This window comes from Candidatus Poseidonia alphae (genome assembly GCF_943787815.1).
In the GTDB taxonomy this organism is placed as follows: Archaea; Thermoplasmatota; Poseidoniia; order Poseidoniales; family Poseidoniaceae; genus Poseidonia; species Poseidonia alphae.
The window spans coordinates 470,396-487,367 of the sequence record NZ_CALSNW010000003.1 but is presented as its reverse complement, the minus strand read 5'-3'; the positions used below and the strand labels follow the sequence as shown (position 1 = coordinate 487,367).

At 50.1% G+C, this 16,972-nt stretch carries 14 protein-coding genes; 7 read left to right on the top strand and 7 right to left on the bottom strand.

Features of this window, described 5'->3' with window-relative positions:
* Positions 1–41: 41 nt before the first annotated feature.
* Positions 42–1,148 carry a type II glyceraldehyde-3-phosphate dehydrogenase gene (locus AAA857_RS06805; RefSeq protein WP_338174203.1) on the bottom strand — a complete coding sequence of 369 codons (1,107 nt, stop codon included), beginning with the start codon at positions 1,146–1,148 and terminating at the stop codon, positions 42–44.
* Between the two features lie 81 nt (positions 1,149–1,229).
* On the opposite strand from AAA857_RS06805, the gene AAA857_RS06800 reads away from it, so the two are divergent.
* The 3 genes from AAA857_RS06800 to AAA857_RS06790 are packed head-to-tail and all read left to right on the top strand — an operon-like array spanning position 1,230 to position 5,253.
* On the top strand, positions 1,230–2,807 hold the full coding sequence (locus tag AAA857_RS06800) for a hypothetical protein (protein WP_338174202.1): 1,578 nt from the start codon (positions 1,230–1,232) through the stop codon (positions 2,805–2,807).
* Between the two features lie 10 nt (positions 2,808–2,817).
* Positions 2,818–4,566, top strand: a complete 1,749-nt coding sequence (gene pheT / locus AAA857_RS06795) for a phenylalanine--tRNA ligase subunit beta (protein ID WP_338174201.1) — start codon at positions 2,818–2,820, stop codon at positions 4,564–4,566.
* A 9-nt stretch (positions 4,567–4,575) separates the two neighbouring features.
* Positions 4,576–5,253, top strand: coding sequence for an SOS response-associated peptidase (locus AAA857_RS06790; protein WP_338174200.1), 678 nt, complete (start codon positions 4,576–4,578; stop codon positions 5,251–5,253).
* Here AAA857_RS06790 and AAA857_RS06785 read toward each other — a convergent pair.
* Positions 5,244–5,636 carry a hypothetical protein gene (locus tag AAA857_RS06785; protein ID WP_338174199.1) on the bottom strand — a complete coding sequence of 131 codons (393 nt, stop codon included), beginning with the start codon at positions 5,634–5,636 and terminating at the stop codon, positions 5,244–5,246. The two genes, AAA857_RS06790 and AAA857_RS06785, sit on opposite strands and share 10 nt — an antisense overlap.
* A 93-nt stretch (positions 5,637–5,729) precedes the next feature.
* Between AAA857_RS06785 and AAA857_RS06780 the strand changes: the two genes are divergently transcribed.
* Genes AAA857_RS06780 through AAA857_RS06765 form a run of 4 tightly spaced genes read left to right on the top strand, consistent with a single transcriptional unit; the run spans position 5,730 to position 11,170 of the window.
* Positions 5,730–8,207 (top strand): hypothetical protein, encoded by a 2,478-nt coding sequence (locus AAA857_RS06780; protein ID WP_338174198.1) that lies wholly within the window; start codon positions 5,730–5,732, stop codon positions 8,205–8,207.
* A gap of 10 nt (positions 8,208–8,217) precedes the next feature.
* A complete protein-coding gene (gene rnhB, locus AAA857_RS06775) occupies positions 8,218–8,958 on the top strand; it encodes a ribonuclease HII (RefSeq protein ID WP_338174197.1) in 741 nt (246 codons plus the stop codon).
* Positions 8,959–8,987: 29 nt separating this feature from the next.
* Positions 8,988–10,721: a glutamate--tRNA ligase gene (locus tag AAA857_RS06770; RefSeq protein WP_338174196.1), complete on the top strand. Its 1,734-nt coding sequence runs from the start codon at positions 8,988–8,990 to the stop codon at positions 10,719–10,721.
* 38 nt (positions 10,722–10,759) lie between these two features.
* A complete protein-coding gene (locus AAA857_RS06765; RefSeq protein ID WP_338174195.1) occupies positions 10,760–11,170 on the top strand; it encodes a CBS domain-containing protein in 411 nt (136 codons plus the stop codon).
* On the opposite strand, the gene AAA857_RS06760 is transcribed toward AAA857_RS06765, so the two are convergent.
* The 5 genes from AAA857_RS06760 to AAA857_RS06740 form a co-directional block, all read right to left on the bottom strand.
* Positions 11,171–13,204, bottom strand: a complete 2,034-nt coding sequence (locus AAA857_RS06760) for a hypothetical protein (protein WP_338174194.1) — start codon at positions 13,202–13,204, stop codon at positions 11,171–11,173.
* 66 nt (positions 13,205–13,270) lie between these two features.
* Positions 13,271–13,621, bottom strand: coding sequence for a hypothetical protein (locus AAA857_RS06755; RefSeq protein ID WP_338174193.1), 351 nt, complete (start codon positions 13,619–13,621; stop codon positions 13,271–13,273).
* Positions 13,622–13,646: 25 nt separating this feature from the next.
* The gene (locus AAA857_RS06750) at positions 13,647–14,570 is read right to left on the bottom strand and encodes a hypothetical protein (RefSeq protein WP_338174192.1); all 924 of its coding nucleotides are present in this window, start codon (positions 14,568–14,570) and stop codon (positions 13,647–13,649) included.
* A gap of 71 nt (positions 14,571–14,641) precedes the next feature.
* A complete protein-coding gene (locus AAA857_RS06745; protein WP_338174191.1) occupies positions 14,642–15,100 on the bottom strand; it encodes a 30S ribosomal protein S15 in 459 nt (152 codons plus the stop codon).
* Positions 15,101–15,184: 84 nt separating this feature from the next.
* On the bottom strand, positions 15,185–16,957 hold the full coding sequence (locus AAA857_RS06740) for a DUF5591 domain-containing protein (protein WP_338174190.1): 1,773 nt from the start codon (positions 16,955–16,957) through the stop codon (positions 15,185–15,187).
* Positions 16,958–16,972: the final 15 nt, after the last annotated feature.

The window sequence follows — 16,972 nt, the reverse complement described above, 5'->3', positions numbered from 1 at the left end:
GGATGCTCTTCTGTGCGTGAACAAACACAAATATTTTGAGATTAAATTCCGTTGTAAATTGCGATTGCCGCATCGGTTCTGGCCACTGAAACTCTCCAATCATCTTCCGTACCCATGAGGGCACGAATTGCATCGACATTTTCCGGAATGACATCTGATTCTTGGTGAATCGCTTGGAAGTAATAAAGCGTGTTTCCATCGAGTTTAACACCGTCTTCCCAAACAAAAATTTCGTGCAGGTCGCCCCACTTGCGGCCGATGTCCCGTGCATACTCCATGACTTCTGCAGTGGTTGTGATGTTGGTCTCACTGCCGTTCATAATGATGATTCGAGGGTTACTCTTCCACAAATCCAGTACCGACTGGGTCGTCATACCGTGACCTTCAGGCAAGGTGGCAACGATGGAATGGCAGTGCATGAGTGTGGTAGGCACCGCAACGGCCATCGAGTTGATGGAAATTTCTGGCTTGACTGTCATGACGTCAGGACCGTGGTGAGATGGAACCTTCAATACCGGCTTTATGGCATTGATCGGACCTTTTGCCGAATCCCCTGGATCCGCAGCACGACGTATCATGGTACATTCAACCGACAGCGAACCGCAGTGCTCATACAATGGAACCAATGTCCTGGAAAGGCCGGTGGTGTTGCATGATACAACACGAGTCCCTTGGACGTTCATGTTCTCCATGTGGTTGGCCGAGGAAGTGTACGACATTCCGGTCATGGCGTGCTTTTCTCCGCCCTGGAAGATATACTTTACACCCGCTGCGAGGTACTTCTCTTTGTTCGATGCACCAACCTTGCCCGGTGAGCAATCGACAACGACATCAGCTATTGCAAGGAGGTCCGAAAGTCCACCATCGCACTGGTAACCACCAGCAGCAAAAGCGGCGATCTTAGCCTCGTCATCATAGGTACAATACAAGGGGTATCCCTTCCTTACGGCGAGGTCGCAACCAAAGGACGGACGGGTCTTGGTCACGCCGATGATCTCCATGTCGTCTTGGGCGTCAACCGCATCTGCTACACGCTTTCCGATGGTTCCGTATCCGTTGATGGCTACCTTGATGCTCATGACCCTCTCCATGCCTTGCTCATTGAGGCCCTCAATAAACACTTCTTCACTGATAGGGTCCAAATCCATGACAAACCCTCATCAAGAGAACGGTTATTTTGATGGGCAAAGACGGGAGGATATTTGAGCAGGAACCACGAGCATAGGAACATGGCGGATGTGTCTGATGTGGTTCAGCGGTCGATGAGCATCAACGAAAAGTTGGGTCCTCGCTTGCAAGCCGCCGCAGAACAAAATGCAATTCTCAGAATCGGATGGACAAATGCAGGAGATGCTGTCCCGAAAAACGGGGAACTTGGACTCTGCCCCGGCCTTCCAAACGGTTCACGCATCCGTGCACTCGGTGTGTTAGGCTCTTGGGTTTCGGCCTTCGGAACCGGTGGTTCATTCACCATCCAAGGTGACGCAGGTTCCTTCCTCGGAGCAGGAAATGACGGCACAACCATCGTTTGTGAACGCATGGCTGCGAATTTTACGGGATACCGGATGCGCAGTGGAATCATTACCGTTCTTGACGGCTGTGGAAACGACACTGGGGCATGTATGGAAGGAGGAGTTTTGGTCGTAAGAGGTGCCTCTGGACAACGTATTGGCGGAGGCATGAAAGACGGCCTCATCGTAGTTCATGGTGACGTTGGCCCCGACCCCGGCGCAGGAATGGAAGGTGGCCACATCGTCATCAACGGACGATGTCCTACTCCACCCCCTGGTGTTGTTCTTCGACCTCTTAGTGCCAAGGAAGTGAAGGAGATCAACACCTTGTTGGACGATGAAACCCTTCACGTGCCCGGTGACGCTGTTTGTCTCACGCCCCAAGATGGACTCAAAGTGGAATCCTTTGGCCATACTGTTTCAGCTGGAGACCTATCACAAGTAGGATTGATGGGGTCCAAAAATCCACCACTCCCACGCTATGCCACGGTTGACACCGTCGCATTGATCGGGGTTTCGGAAGAAGTCCAATCGCTGGCACTCCCCCTACCGATGCTTCCCTATGTGGAAACAGCATCAAACATGGAACATGATGCTACTGGAGATGAGTCAGCTACAGAAGTTCTCAACCGTCATCCGGTCATGACCTCGCAACAACCACGGCCTGTAGATGTCCTCTTGGTCAGCGATTCAAATCTCTTAGACTTGGGCTCTGAACTTCCAACAGCTGGTGGATTTGGCATTGACTTTGATAACCTTCCCAATATGAACGCAGAAGAGGTTGACGGTTTGCTTGTTGCTCTTCGCTCCCTTGCAAAAGAACATGCTCCCGTGATCTTTGTTCAAGGCATCAGTCGAATTCAGTCCCTCCATCAACGGGCTGAATATCATTCGGTCGATGTTGCTATGGTTAGAATTGAAGATGGCTCAGGACTTTCAGAAGCAGCCGCACTTCCGATGACCGGACGTTCAAAGAAGGCCCACATTACTACGCCAACAGTTCAAACTGGATTCCTACTCGGCTTTGCAGCAAACGGACACGATTTGGCTGTATTGGTCGCATCGGGAGCCAACATCATCTCCTGCGAAGCACCGATGGCTGATGGCATGGACATTGCATACTGGCTGCAAGGAACACAAGAAGAACTTGCTCAGCATCTTCGACGCATAGGCGTTGATAGCATCGACCTGTTGGATCGTTCTTACCTCCGTGCGCTTGACCACGAAACAGCGGCTGTGAGCGGACTACGACTTTCAGGTTATGACCGACCCCTTCCGCATTGGTTTGCACGTTAGGTGATTGATCATGCCGACTATATCCGTCCCTCAATCCTTGCTAAGAACGCTCCTCAGCAATCATGGAATCGTCCATGATGTAGAAACGATGGGAGACCAACTTCCGTTGATGGGCACCGATATTGACACCTGCAACGAAGCGACGCTCGACATAGAAATATTCCCCGACCGCCCTGACCTGCTCAGTGGAGAAACATTGGCGTATGCAATTCGTCCGTTCCTCCATGGCGCTCCGGCAATACCGGAGATTGAAACCAAGCCAAGCGGCATCACAATGCACGTTGAACCAAGTTTGGCCACCATCCGACCCATCGTGATGGGGGCGGTTGTGAAGGGGGTCGTCTTAACCGACGATGCTGAAGAACAAGAAGCGTTCATCAAAGCACTCATGGACCACCAAGAAAAGTTACACTTTGCACTTGGTCGTGGCCGGAAACGGGCCTCAATCGGTGTTCACGACCTTAATTCAATCAAACCCCCGTTTAACGTCATTGCTGCCCCTGGAAGTCACTCGTTCATACCGCTGGGAGAAGAGGTTCCAATGGACATGACCACCATTCTCACACAACACCCAAAAGGAGTTGATTATGCTCACTTGCTGGATGGCATGAACGCTTATCCGCTTATTCTTGACTCGAATGAGGACGTACTCTCATTCCCTCCAATTATCAACGGCAACCACACGACGGTGACGACAACTACTCGAGACTTTTTCATTGATGTAACCGGATGGGACCAACGTGCTTGTGAAGCGTCTCTCATGTTGATTTGCTTGCAACTTCAAGAGCGTGGTGGGAAGATCGAGACCGTTGAAGTTACGACCTGCGACCGTGAGGTCATAACAACACCAAACGGCACTGGAAAATCCCACCTCGTACCTGAAGAATTGGTGACGGGCTTACTTGGCCGACACTTTTCAGACGATGAACTCAACCATGCAATCAACCGTATGGGTGGGTGTTTTGTCGGCAAGAAGGATGCACCTCCCGGTTCACCAAAACATGCAACAAAAATGTCCGAGGTATCTGAGGGGAATCGTTTGCTTGAATTCACCATGCCTCGTTGGCGCTTTGACATCCTCCATCCCGTAGATTTGGTCGAGGATATCGCCATTGGGCACGGGTATGAAGACCTTGGCGTAGATCAACCGGTCGCACAACTCACGGCTCAGCCACGCCCCGACCACAACATGAGGCGACGTCTACGTGAATCCATGCAAGGGCTTGGGTTGATGCAAATTCAATCCCTCACACTTTCGAACGAGACGGACCAATTCACCAACATGCGCTGGAATCAAGACCACGCTGCTACCGTCATCACGAACCCCATTACCGTCGACCACACCATGTTACGCCAATTTTTATTGCCTGGATTGCTTCGTTTACTCGCAACCAATCGCCACCACGACCTACCGCAAGGCGTCTATGAGCTTGGGACCGTCGTAAGAAACCATGCGAATTCGGACCGAATGGCCTTCTTGATGGCTGAGCGCAGTGGAGGCTTTGCGGCGGTAAGAGGGAGGATACAAGCCCTATGCACCGACTTGGGCGTGTCAAACTGGCGTGCTGAACCTTTGGAAGAAGGAGATGGACCGTGGCTTGCTGGACGTGGATCAAAACTCATCATCAACGATTCATGGGTTGGTTGTTTTGGTGAAATTGACCCATCTGTGGCGATGAAGTATGAATTACGGGTCCCGATTAACGGTGCTGAAATTGATGTCACTGCCCTCGTTAATCTTCTTGAAGATCCCGTCTGAGGAATCGTCGTGTGCGGGCGATTTGCATTAGGACGGCCAATCGAAGAAATCGCAAGAGAGGTTCGCAGTGAACCGCTATCGGATTTGACCCCCTTTGCACCTTCATGGAATGTATCTCCCCAACAATGGGTACCAGTCATCACCCAAACCGGTGTTCACAGCGAAAAGAATGTCCCTCGCCACATGCGTTTGATGCGGTGGGGCTTGCGCCCTTCATGGGCGAAAACGTCCCCAAGAGAACCCATCAACGCTCGATGTGAAACAGCTCATGAGAAGCCGATGTTTCGCAATGCATGGAAACAACGCCGAGGGGTCATACCTGCTGACGGTTGGTACGAGTGGATGAGTACGCCACAGGGGAAAGCACCGTGGTACCATTTTCACATGGACGAATCAACATGCTACATGGCGGTTTTATGGGAAACATGGAACCATGAAGGTTCTTCATTGGAATCCTTTGCGATTTTGACAACGGAAGCCAATCAAGATTGCAAAGAGGTTCATCGGCGGATGCCCGTCCTGATTGAGACGCATGAGTTGCAATCATGGCTTGAGGGTTCACTGACGTTGACTCCAACACCAGAAGGGCGAGTTGACCGACACCCTGTTTCACGACGCGTCAACAACACTACCAACGAGGGCCCGGAATTGTCAGAGCCCATCCCGAGGTTGTTCATTCAGGAGTAGGGCACGTATGTACCGTCGCTGTCTTTGCTGTGCGGAGTGGGTTCGAAACTTCCATCAGCCTTCTTTTTGTAATGATAGCCATCGGTATGATGAACCCAAGTGAATGAAGGCTCTTTGCTGGATTCTTCAGCTTGTGTTTGAACTGCTTCGCTTGATTGGTCTGTAACACCATCATAATTGACCGATTGGTCAGTGGCTGCCTCAACCGCAGAAGAACCATCACCAAACAATGCGAGTGCATCCTTGTATGCAGATGCATCAACCGTAGTGGAAGGTGCCCGAGCATTCGGGTCTTCTCCTTTTTTGTAAGTAATTGAAGGAGGCGGTGCTTCATCCAATTCGAGGACCTCTTGCTTTTTCTTGAAGGGCCATATCGGAGCCATGGTGTTCCGAGCCTCATCCTGTTCAAGAAACCTACGAACGAGCATTGAACAAAATAAGCAAGTCATTGAAAGGGAATGTCCTTTCGGAGAACCATGCGATGGATGGGGTTGGCGCTTCTTGTCATGTTGCATACCCTAGCCCCTCTAGCTCATGCTGAACCCGAACCGAATGCAAGAGAAGGAGATATCGCAGGCATCACGGCGCCCAGTGAAGTGATTGTCCACCCGGGCGAAACCGTCAACACTTACATTACGCTGCACAATCTTGTTACCGTCAATCAAGAGTTTACGATTTCTGTCGAATCCATGCCTTCAATGCTGAATGCTGGAAACCTACCCCTCTCTGAAGTGCTTGTACCAAACCATTTGAGACAAATGGTCTTTGGAATATCAGCCGACATGAACGCAGTCTTTGCAACCCATCAAGTCGAATTTAGTGTGACAACTGATTATGACATGACCTATTCTGAATCCGTGTGGATGAACGTCACCATCGCCCCTTATTCCGATCTTAATTTCGGCTCAGACAATACAACGAAACTTACGGTGGATGAACTGGTTCGAACAGGAGTGGCTGTCAACATCACCAACAATGCTTCGCTTCCAGATAACGTCACGTTTGATCTGTACAGCCCCTCTGGTTGGAATTGGGGTTGGAGCATTGAATCAAATCCCGATGGAAATGCCTACCTTGACCTCAATCCAAACAGTCTTGCCTACGTCTATTTTTGGATTGACGTTCCCGCCGTTGTAAATGGAATGCCTCTAGCTGGTACTGGCCCGAGGTTCACCTTGACTGCGATATCGGGCCTGGACAAGGCCATGGTTTCGTGGTCTTTTGACCTGCATATGAATGAAAAACGTAACGTAAGTATCGATGAAGTGGAAGAATACATTGAACTCGCCCCGGGAGAAGATGGTCGTTTGCTCGTCTCTGTGCGAAACGTAGGAAACACTCCAAACCGATTGAACCTCACGCTCCAAGGGTTGGACGAACAAGGAGAACCACTGCAAGGCTACCCTGCATCGGACCGATTCAACTACACCGGGTGGACAGTAGCCCTTTTCGGAGGACTCGAAGAATTGTTACTCCAACCCAATGAATCCCGAACGGTTGAAATTGGAATTCAGTCCCCGAACATGTTCAGTGGCGAATTGAATGTTGAGTTGCAAGTTTTTGCAAACGGTGCTCAAGAACTCTCCAAGGCGACAAGAGTCAAAGCAAGCATTAACCGAACGACCAGTGCAATCCTTTCATACACTCACGAGGGATGTTTAGCGCTGATCTCTGACATACCCTGCATGAACAGTTTAACCGTCAAAAACACAGGGAATTCATACAATTCGTTCAGCCTTCGCATCGATGATGTTTCGGATGAATTTACGGCGTCAATCGCCCAAGAGTCCATCCTAACTCAAGCCGGTCAGACAAAGGCATTCTCAGATGTCTTCATCAACGTGACTAAAGGTACTTTGGCCTTCACTCAAGGTGAAGTAATAATCGAACTGCTCGGTGATGAGCTCACAGTTCTGGACAGCGTTAGCATTCCTGTCAAAGCAGCACCGGTAGTAAATTGGTCCTTGGGTGGAATCGTTGAAGATATCAGTGCTAAAAATCGCTTATCAATCGCTTTTGATGTTCGCAACGACGGAAATGCAATCGATGGTTTTGTTGTTCAACTCCAATCCAGCCATTCAGCCCCCATGGGTTTGATCCCGCCCCAAGGAGCAGTCTATGAAGAGGATATTGAGTACCCACGGTCCTTCCAACTCAACGGTGTTCCGTTGGGCTCGAACCTAACCATTCGGGCATGGATTGACTTACCAACCGACCAAACAAGCAACGGAACGGTGTTCATCAACACCACCATCACTTCGATTTTTGCATCCGAGGAACAAATGTTTTTGCACACATCTCAAGCTGATTATTTGGGCACACCATGGCAGGATTCAAAGGAAGTTGATGAAGGGCGTAATTGGAACCAGATTGCAGCCACCGCATGGGCGTACACAAAGGCTTGGTCGGGTGTGATTTTCGCCATCATCTTTTCCGGCTTGATCATCTATAAAGCCCTGACAGACCGCCAACGTAGAATACAGAGCGATGCGATTTTGCCTTACCAGAACGTTGAATCCGATGCATCGGATTGGATGAATAAATTCCAACCCGCAACGGTCCCCGCAAGTGAACCCACACTCATGAACGATGCCCCTCAAGTACCCAAAGAAGCTTTTGAAGCAGTGTTCCGACAACAAGCTGGAACTTCGCATCCTTCCGCACCACCTGTGGACGAAAGACTCAGGGATGCCGCCACATTGGTTCTTGACGCAAGGACAACCCAGGCCAGTTTGGAAAAAGCAGATTCTCTACTCGGAGAGATTCAAACAAAAGGAACTGCTCAGCCCCATCCACTCAACCAGAAATTAGAACCACAAAACCACTCGTCCACCCTCACCGTTCGTCAGGACCCGCACAATGTCATGCCTGCCCCGCCAAGCAGTCCAACAGAAATGGCTCATGTCCCGTTACCAGGCCTGAACCAAGAGGCTGACGACGACCTGGACTTTTAGGTGGAACACCATGTGGGAAATTGGAGTTGATGAAGCCGGCAGAGGGCCAGTTCTTGGCCCCCTCGTTGTCGCAGCATGTGCAATTCCAACAAAGGACATACCGCTTCTAAAGGCCATAGGTGTCAAGGATTCGAAGTATCTCAGTTCCAAACGCCGAAAAGAGATTGAAACATGGTTCAATGAACAAGCAGAAGAACGGGGATGGAAGAAATCGCTCATCAACTGCACTCCAAAACGAATCGACATGGCTCTTATGGCGGACGGGCTCAATTGGTTAGAAGTACGAGCATTTGGGGAAGCATTGAACGGATTACAATTACGAGAGTCAGTGAACATCACCAACGACGCTTGTGATGTCAATGAACAACGCTTCACTCAACGCATATCCGATCAACTTCTAACTTGGCCCTGGAAGGATTCCCAAATGCAAAGTTTCCACAAAGCAGACGAGCGTTTTCCGATAGTGAGCATGGCGAGTATACTGGCGAAGGAAGAACGAGATCGGTGCATTGCAGAACTCGCTGCAATGATTGGTCAATCGGTGGGCTCTGGCTACCCCAGTGACCCGAACACAAAGAATGCACTTCACCTCTTGATTTCCAATGAAGGAATTCATGAGGATGTCCGTTGGGGGTGGGCTACTGCGACCCGCTACTGGAACAACAATTGCATAGGCGACGTTCCCGTTCGAGGGGCACCTCGGACCGTTCAACACTCCCTGTTTGACGAAGATGATGCAAGCATTTCATGAAGGGATGCGACCAGGGCGGCTTGAGCGCCATGGACTGGACACCTGATGAAGACACACTGGACTTAATCCGTCATGTAGCCATCCAAAACGCCATCGAATACGAAGGAAAAGGAGCCATTGGTTCTGTCATTGGCCGAATCATGGGCATGCGTGCCGACCTCCGCCAACATGGAAAAATCGTCACGGGTTTGGTAGCTCAAGAAGTCAACAAGGCAAATGCCTCAGCCGCAACTGACGGTCTCGAATCGCTTCGAGAGATTCTTACAAGTGAGGCACCTCACCTCTTGGAAAAAAGGGAAGTGAAGGAACGCAGGACAGGGCTTCCCGAACTCAAAGACGCCGAGAAAGGCAATGTTGTTCTCCGCTTTGCCCCAAACCCCAACGGCCCTCTTTCATTTGGCCACGCACGAGGTCTTGTCATCAACAGCATCTATCGTGAAATGTACGATGGCGTCTTTATCCTTCGCTTCGATGATACCGATACCAAGGTCAAGCCCCCAATGCTTGAAGCATACGAGCGCATTCAAGAAGAAACTGCATGGCTCACTGGGCGTAAACCAGACCGCGTCGTCATTGCATCTGACAGAATGGATGCGTACTATGAGCATGCAACCATGATGCTCGAGAAAGGGTATGGGTATGTTTGCCAGTGTTCTGCTGAGGCGTTTAAGGAACATCGAGTTGGAAAGACTGAATGCCCCTGCCGTAACCAAACGACGCATCAAAATATTGAACTCTGGCAGCAAATGCTCAATCGTGAATTCAACCCAGGCGACGCAGTCGTTCGGGTAAAAACGGATATGACGCTGAAAAACCCTGCACTCCGAGATTGGCCTGCACTGCGCTTACAAGATACTCAAGCTCACCCACATCCACGGAAAGAAGTGGGCTCAAAGTATGTCGTATGGCCATTGCTCGATTTCCAAAGTGCCGTTGAAGACCATCTTCAAGGCGTCACTCACATCGTCAGAGGAAAAGATCTCATGGATTCAACCCGAAAGCAAACGCTTCTCTACGAACACTTCGGTTGGAAGTATCCAGAAACCATGTACTGGGGTCGAGTAAAGGTCCATGAATGGGGTGGATTTTCCACATCGAAAATGAGATTGGATATTGAAGAAGGCAGATATCCCGGGTGGGGTGATCCACGCCTGCCTACGCTTGAAGGGTTGAAGGGACGGGGAATCTCCGATGCAGCGTTGAGGGCGTTTTGGCTCGAACTTGGAATCACACAAAAAGACATATCCGTCCCCCTCTCAACCCTCTATGCACACAACACGAAAGTAGTGGATGCGAAGGCACCGAGGCTCTCCTTCATTCGCGATGCAGTTTTGTGTTCACTCGAAGGGGCCGAGGTACCAGAGTCGGTATCCCACCCCGTCAATCCAAACGATGAATCAATGGGCTTACGCACCTGGGACATGACGGATGGAGCCGTTTACATTGAACAGGAAGATTGCGAAAAAGGGTCCCTCAGGTTGAAGGAATTCGCAGATGTTGACCTCCACGGCTCCAAAGCCATCATTACTTCCTTTGAACGAAGTGATAAACGTCCGATCGTTCATTGGATTACAGAAGGAAACAGTACAGAAGGCACGCTCGTATCGACTTCTAACAATGAAATTCACGTGCAAAAAGGGCGAATTGAGAAGCACAGCCTCAAAACAGGGACCATCGTTCAACTCGAACGAATTGGATATGCCCGTATTCAAGAGGACGGTTCGTTCATCTTGTGCCATGAAGCATCTGTTGAAGAGAAGTGAAAGCAAGTTAGATAGAAGACTTCCACCGTGGGACACACATGGGCAAGACAGTTTCCAGTTTGCAACTTGAGGATGAACACACTACAATCGGGGGTCAAGACACCCTTCAAGAGGGTGCAAAACGGCTTCTCAGCATTTCAGGGGGAATCTTGATCGTCCTTGACGATGATAACCGTGTCCAGGGTGTGATCGGTCAACGCCAAATGATCAAAGCTCTAAGTGAGGGGGTCGATGCATCCACGGCGTCCTGCCATGCCCACATGGAAATGGACTTCATGCTCGTCCACCTCGATGACCAACTCAAAGCCGTTCTTGAGAACATTAAACTTCGCAGTCCACAAGCCGTCGTCGCTGTTGACGAGAATGAGGAATTTGTGGGATACTTTTCACCCAGTGATTATCAAGACGCGGTTAATTTGGTTTCAAACCTACAAGACCTCAAGCTCTAATCAAGCTTCAAGTCGGATCACTCGCTCGCAACCAGCACAGGCAAATCGATGCGGACGTTCAGTTGAGGTGACCGGGTTTGACACCTGACAAGCAGGACACGGAATGACTGGATAGGAGTTCTGAGGCTTGCGTGCATTACGAGGACTCAAGCGAGGACTCGCAATAGCCGTAACCCACCATATCAAGGAACTTGCAATCACTGCCCCACCGACAAAAATTGCCGGGTAGCCAAGAACGAGAACGAGTCCAACGACGGGGACAAGAACGAGTTCAGAGTACATGACCGTTCTTTTTCGCTGGCGAGTGATTCGCATCCCCATCATGAACGCCCCAAGTAAACCAAACACAGAAAGAAGTGTTAGAGGCATCGGCGTGAACGACACTGCTGAAGTGGGCACTGAGTTCAATCGGAATGCCTCTTCTTGGGAAATTCCTTCGCCCTCTAAGGTGATTTCATCGCCCCAAGGCATTCGGAGAACGGAGAGTTGAAACTCCGTTGATTCTCTCAATACATTGTTGCTAAGAGAGGTGAAAGAAGATGTTTTTGCGGTAAGCGATAATGAAAAGGAACTCCAAAGGGGGGCCGGCTGAACTACGATGAACCGATTGATTAAATCCACTTGAGTCCCCTCTGCAACGACTTCGGTTGTTGAAAAACGAAGGGTGACGGGATGATTGACTACTGCATTCTCACCGTTGAGGTCCAAGTCCACTTTCAATGAAGAGAATTCCCGGAATGTTCCAAGCAAATCTTTCGCTTGAATCCCAAGTCCACCCGCGAGGTACATGGGTCCAAGGCTAACCATTTGTCGCTCAAACTCTCCAATTTCAGTCTCCTCAATTAACCGGCTCACACGGTCCTCTTCGGAAACTGCACCTTCTGAAAAGGCACGGAGGGTTGAGGATAGCGCAGGGTTCTCGTCCCCGATGTGGTCCATGCCCCATCGCATCCAAAAGGCCATTTCATCACCAATCGTCAGTGTAGTGACTTTCCTGAGGAGCAATGTATCACCATCCTTTGAGAGTTCCATTTGGATGTCCACGACAAGGGAACTCCCATCGCCGTTGGTGCGTAGGGGTTCATCTGGAGGATAATACGTCCCGGTTCCAGAATCGGTGTCAAAGGTTTCGATCTCAAACGTCGTCGAACCCTTGAGTGCGGGCTGTTCAGGTTGGAATTTCAACGAAACTTCGACATTAATGGATTCGATCCCTCCAATTGCTTTGCTCCATGTCCATGTGACCCGAACAGTGTCACCAGATGCTGTTTCAATGGGGTCACCGGTGACTTCCGCCCCGTTGACATTGAGGGATATCGATTCTGCAAGAGCCAGTGTAGAAAGACCCCAGGGGGAATCCAATTTTACGGCTAAGTAAACGTCCGACCCTTCAACTTCTGGTTCAGGCATCATGATATCGAGCAGAGGCAGTGTTCCCTCAATTGAAGACGGGTCTTCTTCTCCACCCCATAGGAATTTGATTTCGGCATCGGTTCCTTCAGGGAATGAAAAGATAAGCGTCTGTGCTTTGAGTTCGAGGACGATGGTTGAAGATTCAGCTAGAGTAAACGATTCGTCTACGTCAATTGAGAAATCAAGAGAACCTTTCCCCTGATTGAGGAAGGCTCCGTTTGGTTCCGTTTGGGCACTGTAACTCTTGGAACCAATTGCGATGGAGGCTGTGGCGTTAATTGTTGCACCTGCTGCTCCCGAGACTTCATACTCCATCGAGAAAGACCAAGTTGAACTGGGCACTTCGCCTCCCCACGAATTGGAAAGCGTCCATTTACCGATGGTTTCTTGAGATTGGATCGAGTTTCTCATTGATACCGTTTGGGATTCGGTGCTTAATTCAGCAAAAAACGGTGTTAATTGCTTGTTGCTGTCGCTACCAAGAAGATACAATTCAACGGTAGATGCCTCGCAGCAAACGATGACATCGTCTTCTTCGTCAGCAGCCTGCACCGTTGGTGAAACAAATGGCAGAACCATTGTTGCAACAAGGATGAAGATGATGAATGATGCTGTACGCATATGACCGACATGACGCCGAAAGTTCTCCGGCACATAACTTGAACTCTTATTTGGGCCGAAATATGCTTAAAGCGCCTTCTCAAGTAGGGCGCCGAGTTCTTTTTCAAACAAGGTGACCAAGGCTTCTCCAACTTCGCCCTGCAGTTCATCGGGTAGCAACCGTAGTCCAAGGCGGGTTGCAGCACGAGTTGCTTTGAGTTCGGCGTAAATGCTCCGAGCTTTTGAATGGAAATAATAGGCAACGGCTTCTTTTATTTCTGCTTTCAAATCGGGGTCTTCGTCAACCTTTGCACGGATGTGGGTCTTGAGTTCATCCTTCACCAGATCACGAAAGGCTTCGATAACAAGGTCTTCCGTAGACATCAGTTCTTGTATCTGATTTTGGATACTTCCAGTCAACAATCGTTCAATGGCCATGGTAAGGGCATGGGGGGATGATGTTTCAACCCGTCGCTTCAAGTTCCAGATCCAAATGGCCCGTTTGAAGCCACTTGTCGATCAGTTTTGATGCGTGTAAGCGTTCTTCGTTGAGCCCCTCTGGCCATGTGTGCTGCGCTGCAAAGATTTGACTCGCCAAATCGACTTCAACATCACCAACCAGCATTCTATGCCACAACAATTCCTCAAGGCGAGGTGTTGAAAGGGTCATGTCAGCCAAGCAAGGGAGTGCAAGTTCGCTTAGAGCTTGAGTTCTCTGTTCCACATCCATTCCAGACCACGCACCTTGCAATTTTTTGAGGCGACGTTCGGCGAGCCCGGGAATCATGTTAGGTTGTGGGGTTTTTACTTCGGGAAGAGCCACCATGCGAACGCTTCCTTCCTCTTTGAGGTGCATATTGACTGCGGTGTAAATGGGATCGATGGTGGTATCAAGCGAACCTCGCAACCAAAGTCCGAGGGATGAAAAGGGTCGCATTTGGCGTACTCGTCTACCGTTTGGAGCCAAGCATGAGGCGAGGGCTGATGCTTGGATGACACAATCCAAGGCTCCATGATGAATTCTGTTTTGGGCGCCAAGTTGTACTTGGGCTGCTAACGGCACAATACGGACCAAATCTTCCTCGTTCAAGTCCTCTAATTGCCATGTGTCTTCCTCAGGGAGAATGACAATGCCCAAACCCGTTGTGGGAGTTTCTATGGAAAGCAGTTCATCGCGTGGGCGATGATGTCCAGCAGGATAGAATCTGCGGCGATATTTGAATCCTGCATCAAGACAGGCGGCTTCCAATTGGCCGAGTGCTAAGATTCCAATGAGCGTCGATGGGGCATGAAGGTGAATCATCTTAGCGCTTTGAATGCGAGCAACCTGCTTCATGAGACGATCTTTCGATTCAACGAAAAATGACGTTTCTAAGAGGCTTCGCATGGTGGTCCCGTAACTCTTAGGTTGCTACCCCTCATCAAGTTGACCTTGAAGGAGTTGATTCCAATTCTGCTTCACTCAACCATGAGGCGGAGTTCGTCTCGCTTGTATCGCCAGTCACTTGGGAGGCGACTTTCGCCTTTGTAGTAGTTGGCCAAGCGGCGAATCTTGGATTCTGTGATCTCCAAGGCTCGCTTGTTGTGAATGTCTTTGTGGTTTCCAGAACCAAGGTGGTTGATGATGGCGACAGCCTGGCGCATGAGGTTCATCATATCCTCGGGGTAGCTACTGGTCATGTCGTTTTCTTTGAGGACTTGGCCGATGCGCATTCCAAGGACCAAACGGACGTCGGGAACGGCGTGCTTGTCCCGTAGAATTGTACCAATTTCTGCTGTGGACTTACCGGACTTGGCAAGGTCAAGAATGAGGGATGTAACGGCTGATTTGTCCGTATTGGACCAATCAGGAGCTTCGTTTACATGGGGTCGGGAGGAGCCACTTTGGCCTTTACGGGACTTGAACATTCGTGCCATTTACAATCACCAAGCGGCCTTCCGACTAATCTCCCCTTCTTAACCACTCCGCAACACCATGGCGCAGAACCTTGTCATGAAGGCTTATTTTTTGCGTTGGTGAGACTTTGCAAGTGTGCCGGGAGTACCCTTCCATTCCCATCCTGCGGCAACTGCCCGAGCAAGTCCCAGAACCTTCTCATCCTGGACGACAAGGAGGTCGTCCCCTTGACGAATACTCGGATCATATGCAGCAACCATGTGGGAAAATACATCCCCTTTCCATGTGAGGCCGCTCTTGATTTCAATTTTAGGCAAGGCATCATGTTCAAAGAGGAGGTCGATGGAGGATTTAGAGAATGAAAACCCATTGCGATCAATGGACCATACCGCAACTTGTACGCCCTCTTGTTCCAAACGCCAGCGAGGGACCTTACCTCGTACAGCCACACCCTTGAGCCATTCATCACTGCGCATGTTTTTTCGAGCAATGCTCATGTAATTTGCACGAAGCCGAAGCGAATTCTTTTGGTTGCGTAGTTCATAGGTTAGGACGGCATCCTTGACGGCCAATTTCAAATCGTTCAAGGCATCATGGGAACCGGCTCCACGACCTTGTCGTGTTTCAACCACTTCGCATTCAAGGAATGAGAGGTCCATATCGGTGTGGTTGATGACCCGTTTGTAGCCGGTCCGATCAACAAGATTGCGAAGCATTCGTTCAACACGGGCCAATTCATCACGATTCCAATCTCCTGTGACTGGAACGTCATATTGTGAGGCAGGCCATACATCCTCGAGGTCCCGGGGTACCAACCCTAACGGCGAGGTCATCATGACTTCATGACATGCTGTTGACTGAATGGCCTGTATGAATCGGCTGTGAGAACGAGAAAGACGGTACGGCTTACGTGCTGAACACGGAAGCAGAATCATGACTTCACGGACTTCGGAGGGCGTTTCGTATTGTGTTGTCATAAAACGTTCCCAATCCGTCACAAGCGGTTCTTCAAGCATGGTCGTCGAATAACATGGGAAACGCACATCGCGAGACACGTGTGAAGAAAGAAGCCCTTTGACCTTTGACGCAGCTTGGTCATGATACCTGAGGTGCTCCACGAGCCGAGGGCTGGAGAGCGACTGGCGTTCAACGAGAGTACGTAAGGTCCCGGTTTGAAGGGCTGAACGAACCTCGTCAAGAGACTGAAGCCAATGTCGGCTTTGGGCCTCCATGTCAGCAGTTTCATGCCCCAAAGGATAGCGTGGCCCTTGTACTGTTAGAAGAACTCCAGAAGAAGATGCTTCGTGACTTCGACCCATGTCAAACAAATCCACTCCCATCCATGTCAGTACTGCTGCGTTGTCCGGTCCGCCTAAACCAGGTGTCCAAATCAATGCACCAGGGAATTGTTGTTTGAGAACCATGAGTGCATCAACCAATTTACCGGGTTGAGCCGCCAGTTGAACCGCATCTGTAAGAACAACAATTTCTGGATTCAAGTCATCATCCATGAGCGATGAATCATGATTCATTCGCTGCCAGGAGACCGGAAGCAGCGGGGAAGTTCCTTGTTCTTCTCCAGCATTAGCCTCCTCAAGAGATGGAGGGAGAACGTGTCCGATGTTCACATCATAGACCGGTGAATTGGCGCTGAAATCAGGTGGCGATAACGGGCACCGTGCTGTGAGTTGTAGGCGGGCTGGAAGTTCGTTTGTTTTTTGAGTTTCAAACGATGCATATGCGATGTCAAGCGAAGGGTCGCCCTCCATGAGCACAAGGCATGGCGTGGTACTTGCTGGTGCCTTTCGGTCACCTAAGCCCCATATCCGAGCAAATCGAAGCCGGTGAAGGACTGTGCGTGCAAGAGGGCCCGTCATGGTACGGCGTGCCGC

Excerpts from the sequence above, each read along its gene's own strand:
- rnhB (WP_338174197.1), top strand. The coding sequence starts at position 8,218 with ATGTGGGAAATTGGAGTTGATGAAGCCGGCAGAGGGCCAGTTCTTGGC.
- AAA857_RS06765 (WP_338174195.1), top strand. The coding sequence starts at position 10,760 with ATGGGCAAGACAGTTTCCAGTTTGCAACTTGAGGATGAACACACTACA.
- AAA857_RS06750 (WP_338174192.1), bottom strand. The coding sequence starts at position 14,570 with ATGCGAAGCCTCTTAGAAACGTCATTTTTCGTTGAATCGAAAGATCGT.
- AAA857_RS06760 (WP_338174194.1), bottom strand. The coding sequence starts at position 13,204 with ATGCGTACAGCATCATTCATCATCTTCATCCTTGTTGCAACAATGGTT.
- AAA857_RS06805 (WP_338174203.1), bottom strand. The coding sequence starts at position 1,148 with ATGGATTTGGACCCTATCAGTGAAGAAGTGTTTATTGAGGGCCTCAAT.
- AAA857_RS06740 (WP_338174190.1), bottom strand. The coding sequence starts at position 16,957 with ATGACGGGCCCTCTTGCACGCACAGTCCTTCACCGGCTTCGATTTGCT.
- AAA857_RS06755 (WP_338174193.1), bottom strand. The coding sequence starts at position 13,621 with ATGGCCATTGAACGATTGTTGACTGGAAGTATCCAAAATCAGATACAA.
- AAA857_RS06745 (WP_338174191.1), bottom strand. The coding sequence starts at position 15,100 with ATGGCACGAATGTTCAAGTCCCGTAAAGGCCAAAGTGGCTCCTCCCGA.
- AAA857_RS06785 (WP_338174199.1), bottom strand. The coding sequence starts at position 5,636 with ATGGCTCCGATATGGCCCTTCAAGAAAAAGCAAGAGGTCCTCGAATTG.
- AAA857_RS06800 (WP_338174202.1), top strand. The coding sequence starts at position 1,230 with ATGGCGGATGTGTCTGATGTGGTTCAGCGGTCGATGAGCATCAACGAA.
- AAA857_RS06780 (WP_338174198.1), top strand. The coding sequence starts at position 5,730 with ATGCGATGGATGGGGTTGGCGCTTCTTGTCATGTTGCATACCCTAGCC.
- AAA857_RS06770 (WP_338174196.1), top strand. The coding sequence starts at position 8,988 with ATGGACTGGACACCTGATGAAGACACACTGGACTTAATCCGTCATGTA.
- pheT (WP_338174201.1), top strand. The coding sequence starts at position 2,818 with ATGCCGACTATATCCGTCCCTCAATCCTTGCTAAGAACGCTCCTCAGC.